Annotated in this window: 5 protein-coding genes; 3 read left to right on the top strand and 2 right to left on the bottom strand. The window is 65.6% G+C overall.

The window, feature by feature from the left end:
• On the bottom strand, nt 1-379 hold a 379-nt coding region (locus ACTS1X_RS11605), incomplete at its 3' end, for a GH25 family lysozyme (protein ID WP_442614557.1).
• A gap of 25 nt (nt 380-404) precedes the next feature.
• Nucleotides 405-887, bottom strand: a complete 483-nt coding sequence (locus tag ACTS1X_RS11600; protein ID WP_442614556.1) for a UPF0262 family protein — start codon at nt 885-887, stop codon at nt 405-407.
• 112 nt (nt 888-999) lie between these two features.
• On the opposite strand from ACTS1X_RS11600, the gene ACTS1X_RS11595 reads away from it, so the two are divergent.
• From ACTS1X_RS11595 to leuB, 3 genes are read left to right on the top strand one after another with little or no spacing between them, the layout of a single operon-like run.
• Nucleotides 1,000-2,499, top strand: a complete 1,500-nt coding sequence (locus ACTS1X_RS11595; RefSeq protein ID WP_442614555.1) for a replicative DNA helicase — start codon at nt 1,000-1,002, stop codon at nt 2,497-2,499.
• 49 nt (nt 2,500-2,548) lie between these two features.
• Entirely contained in the window at nt 2,549-3,163 is a 615-nt protein-coding gene (gene recO, locus ACTS1X_RS11590) for a DNA repair protein RecO (RefSeq protein ID WP_442614554.1), read from the top strand.
• Between the two features lie 17 nt (nt 3,164-3,180).
• Nucleotides 3,181-4,224 carry a 3-isopropylmalate dehydrogenase gene (gene leuB, locus ACTS1X_RS11585; protein ID WP_442614553.1) on the top strand — a complete coding sequence of 348 codons (1,044 nt, stop codon included), beginning with the start codon at nt 3,181-3,183 and terminating at the stop codon, nt 4,222-4,224.
• Nucleotides 4,225-4,493: the final 269 nt, after the last annotated feature.

The raw sequence follows: 4,493 nt of genomic DNA, 5'->3' as shown, positions 1-4,493 counted from the left end.
CGATTGCGGGCGGCAGGGCATCGGGGTCGTCGGGCACCGTGGCGATGAAGTTCGTCGCCTGGTCCGCGGCCAGCCGGCACAGTTCCCAGACATGGATCGCGCCGTGCCGCAAACCGGCGTCATGCGCCGCGCGCCAGTGATCGGCGAAAGCCGGATCGCGATCGGTATCGCCTTGGGTCGCGTGGACATAGGCGAAATCCGCGCCCGCCGCCCGCAGCGTCGGCCAGTGCACGACGCCCTGTTCGGCGCCGATCGTCACACCCTGGACCGGATACTGGCTGGTCACCGGCTGCCAGCGGATGGCCACCTGCCAAAGCACGGCCGCCGCGATCGCCGCAAGCAGCAGCCAGAACGCCCCCCATTTGATCGCCTTCATCATTCCCCCGGTTCGAAATTCCTGGATTTCAGCCCTTGATATGCAGGACGCAGATCAGCGTGAACAGGCGGCGGGCCGTGTCGAAATCGACCTCGATCTTGCCGTCGAGCCTGTCCTTGAGCAGTTCGGCCGCATCGTTGTGGATCGCGCGGCGGGCCATGTCGATGGTCTCGATCTGCTGCGGCGTCGCCTGGCGGATGGCCTGGAAATAGCTGTCGCAGATCGCGAAATATTCGCGGATCGGCCGGCGGAAACGCGTAAGGCCGATGATGATCGTCTCGAGCAGTTCGCCGCTTTCCGCCGCGATATCGAGCGCCAGCCGGCCTTCCTCGACGCGCAGCGTCAGCCTGTACGGCCCCGCATAGCCGTTCGGATAGTCCCTGGCCGGCTCGAAATGATTGCCCTCCAGCAGGTCGAAAATGGCTATGCGCCGCTCCTGCTCGATATCGGCATTGCGCCAGATGATCGTGTGCTCGTCGAGTTCGACGTCTATGATCCGCGGATCGGCCATGGCCCCGCTTAGGGGCTTGGGTTGCATAAAATCAATGCGTGGATTGCGGTCCCCAGACATATCCACAAGGTTGATGGCTTGAGGCGGAGGCCGATCCGCGCGAGAAGGGGGCATGGCAGAACCCGTCCAGCTCGTCAGCGCCAACGAAAACGGCGTCACGGCGCTCCCGCACAATGTCGAGGCCGAGGCGGCGCTGCTCGGCGCGCTGCTGATCGACAACCGGCTGGTCGACGATGTCCAGCGGATGCTGCGCGAGGACCATTTCTTCGATCCCGTGCACGGCCGGATCTATCAGGCGATCATCAAGATGGTCGTCGATAAGAACATGGTCGCCAATCCGGTGACGCTGAAGCCCATGTTCGAGGCCGACGAGGGTCTGAAGGAACTGGGCGGGGTCGGCTATCTGGTGAAGATCACCGAAAGCGGCGTCGCGCTGATCGGCGCCCGCGATTTCGCGACGCAGATCTACGAGCTGGCGCTGCTCCGCGCGCTGATCGGCGTCGGGCGCGAGATGGTCGAGAAGGCCGTCGACACCAGCGATTCGGTCGATCCCAAGAGCCAGATCGAGGAAGCCGAGGTCGAACTCTACAAGGTGGCCGAAGCCGGCGGCGAGAGCGGTTCGACCAAGACCTTCGCGTCCGCCGCGGCCGAGGCCGTCACCATGGCTCAGCGGGCGCTGAATTCGGGCGGCAACGTGTCGGGCTATACGACGGGCTTTTCGAGCCTCAACCATCATTTCGGCGGGCTGCACAAATCGGACCTCATCATCCTCGCGGCGCGCCCCGGCATGGGCAAGACGGCGCTGGCGACCAATATCGCGTTCGAAACGGCGCTCCGCTACCAGCGCGACCAGGAGGACGGGATCGAGGAATCGATCGGCGCGCCGGTCGCCTTTTTCAGCCTCGAAATGTCGGCCGACCAGCTGGCGACGCGTATCCTGTCCGAACGCTCGCGGATCAGTTCGGAAAAGCTCCGCAAAGGCGCGATCAGCCAAGAGGAGTTCCGCAATCTCGCGCGCGCCGCGGCGGAACTGGAAAGCCTGCCTTTTTTCATCGACGATACGCCGGGCCTTACGATCGCGGCGCTGCGGACGCGGGCGCGGCGGCTCAAGCGCCAGCGCGGCATCTCGATGATCGTCGTCGACTATCTCCAGCTGCTCCAGGGTTCGGGCAAGGCCAACGACAATCGCGTCAACGAGATTTCGGAGATCAGCCGCGGCCTGAAGACGCTGGCCAAGGAACTGGAAGTGCCGGTGCTCGCGCTCTCCCAGCTCAGCCGCGCGGTCGAGCAGCGCGAGGACAAGAAGCCGCAGCTCTCGGACCTGCGCGAATCGGGCTCGATCGAGCAGGACGCCGATATCGTCCTCTTCATCTATCGCGAGGACTATTATCACGGTTTCGCCGAACCCCCGATGATCAGCGAGCAGAGTTCGCCCGAGGACCGCGAGAAACGGTCGGCCTGGGAGCTGAAGAACGCCGAGATTTCGGGCCAGGCGCAGGTCATTATCGCCAAGCAGCGCCATGGCGCGACGGGCACGGTGACGCTCCGCTTCGATCGCGAATTCACCCGGTTCAGCGACATGGCCTATGAGGATCGCCGGCCCGACTATTAGGGCCGGGCCACGGCTTTTGCAGACGCGCCGCTTCGACTAGACCCGCGCCATGCACCTTCGCACCCGCGCCCTTGTCTGCGCCATTCGCCCACATGGCGAACATGGCGCCATCGCCCGCCTGATGACGCCCGACAACGGGCTGGTGGCCGGCTATGTGCGCGGCGGGCGGTCTCGCCGGATTCGCCCGATCCTGCTGCCGGGCAATATCGTGGAGGCCGAATTCCGCGCACGGACCGACGAGCAGCTGGCGGGGCTCACCGTGGAGCTGGTGGCGAGCCGGAGCGGGCTTTACGCCGAACCGCTCGCGGCCGCCGCCATCGAATGGGCCTGCGCGCTGACGGCCGCCGTCCTGCCCGAAGGCCATCGCTATCCGCATGTCCATGCGGCGCTCGACGGTGTGCTGGGCGCGATCGAGGCGGCGCCGAGCGCGCGGCGCTGGGCGGCGTCTCTCGTGCGCTACGAAGTGCTGATCCTCCGCGAACTCGGTTTCGGTCTCGATCCCGGGAAGATCGCAATTCCGGAGGCGATGGACGATTGGGACGCGATTTTCGACGGTTTCCGCCTGACCGGCCATTTTCTCGGCAGAGACCTGTTGGACGAGCGGCGCAATGATGTAATGGCGGCACGCGAAAGACTCGTCGAACGCCTCAAGCGTGCGGCCTGAACGAGAAGGACATCGAGATGCTGGTCGCCCTGCTGCCCGGAGACGGGATCGGACCCGAAGTTGTGGTCGAAGCCGTGCGCGTGCTCGATGCGCTGGAAATCGACGGCCTGGTGTTCGAGGAAGCGCCGATCGGCGGCGCGGCCTACAAGCAAAGCGGCCATCCGCTGCCCGAGGCGACGCTGGCGCTTGCGAAAAGCGCGGATGCGATCCTGTTCGGCGCGGTCGGCGATCCCGATTGCGATGCGCTGGAGCGGCATCTGCGCCCGGAGCAGGCGATCCTCGGCCTGCGAAAGGAACTCGGTCTGTTCGCCAATCTGCGGCCGGCCAATCTGTTTCCCGAACTGGCCGACGCCTCGGCGCTGCGCCCGGAGATTGCGCGCGACATCGATGTGATGATCGTCCGCGAACTGACCGGCGACGTCTATTTCGGCGAGAAGGGGATGCGGACAACCGAGGAGGGGCTGCGCCAGGGCTATGACGTCATGGCCTATGACGAGGCGGAGATCGCCCGCATCGCCCGGTCCGGCTTCGAGACGGCGCGGGCGCGGCGCGGCAGGCTCTGCTCGGTCGACAAGGCCAATGTGCTCGAAACCTCGCAGCTCTGGCGCGACGTCGTGATCGAGGTGTCGGCCGACTATCCGGATGTCGAGCTCAGCCATCTCTATGTCGACAATGCCGCGATGCAGCTGGTGCGCGATCCCGGTCAGTTCGACACGATCGTCACCGGCAACCTGTTCGGCGATATCCTCTCGGATCTCGCCAGCATGTGCGCGGGATCGATCGGCATGCTGCCCTCGGCCTCGCTCGATAGGGACGGGAAAGGGCTGTACGAACCGATCCACGGCTCCGCGCCCGATATCGCCGGGCAGGGCAAGGCCAACCCGCTCGCGACGATCCTCTCGGCGGCGATGATGCTGCGCTATTCGCTGGGGCAAGCGGACGCTGCGGACCGGATCGAAGCCGCCGTCGGCAAGGCCTTGGCGGCCGGCCTGCGCACCGCCGATCTCGGCGGAAACGCGACGACGCGGGAAGCCGGCGACGCGGTGATCGCGGCGCTTTAGCCGGTCGGGACTTCGCTCGCGCGCGATCGACGGCCGAATCTGACAAGAAGATGCCAGCCCTCAGACCGGTTCGGGGCAATCGGAATTTGTCCGCAGCGTCTACAGTTTCGACAGCACCGCAATCTGCAGCCCGCCGGGCGCTTCGCTGAAATAGATGCGCTCGCCGTGCATATCCATCGGGCCGTTCACGGTGACGCCGTTCGACCTGGCCCGTTTGGCATAGGCGTCGGCATCGTCGACGATCACGTGCAGCATGGTGGTTTCGGGCA

Source organism: Parasphingopyxis sp. (assembly GCF_052168275.1).
GTDB lineage: Bacteria > Pseudomonadota > Alphaproteobacteria > Sphingomonadales > Sphingomonadaceae > Parasphingopyxis.
This window is presented reverse-complemented; position numbering and strand designations above follow the sequence as displayed.

Coding starts and splice junctions, on each gene's coding strand:
- ACTS1X_RS11600 (WP_442614556.1), bottom strand. CDS start 887: ATGGCCGATCCGCGGATCATAGACGTCGAACTCGACGAGCACACGATC.
- ACTS1X_RS11595 (WP_442614555.1), top strand. CDS start 1,000: ATGGCAGAACCCGTCCAGCTCGTCAGCGCCAACGAAAACGGCGTCACG.
- recO (WP_442614554.1), top strand. CDS start 2,549: ATGCACCTTCGCACCCGCGCCCTTGTCTGCGCCATTCGCCCACATGGC.
- leuB (WP_442614553.1), top strand. CDS start 3,181: ATGCTGGTCGCCCTGCTGCCCGGAGACGGGATCGGACCCGAAGTTGTG.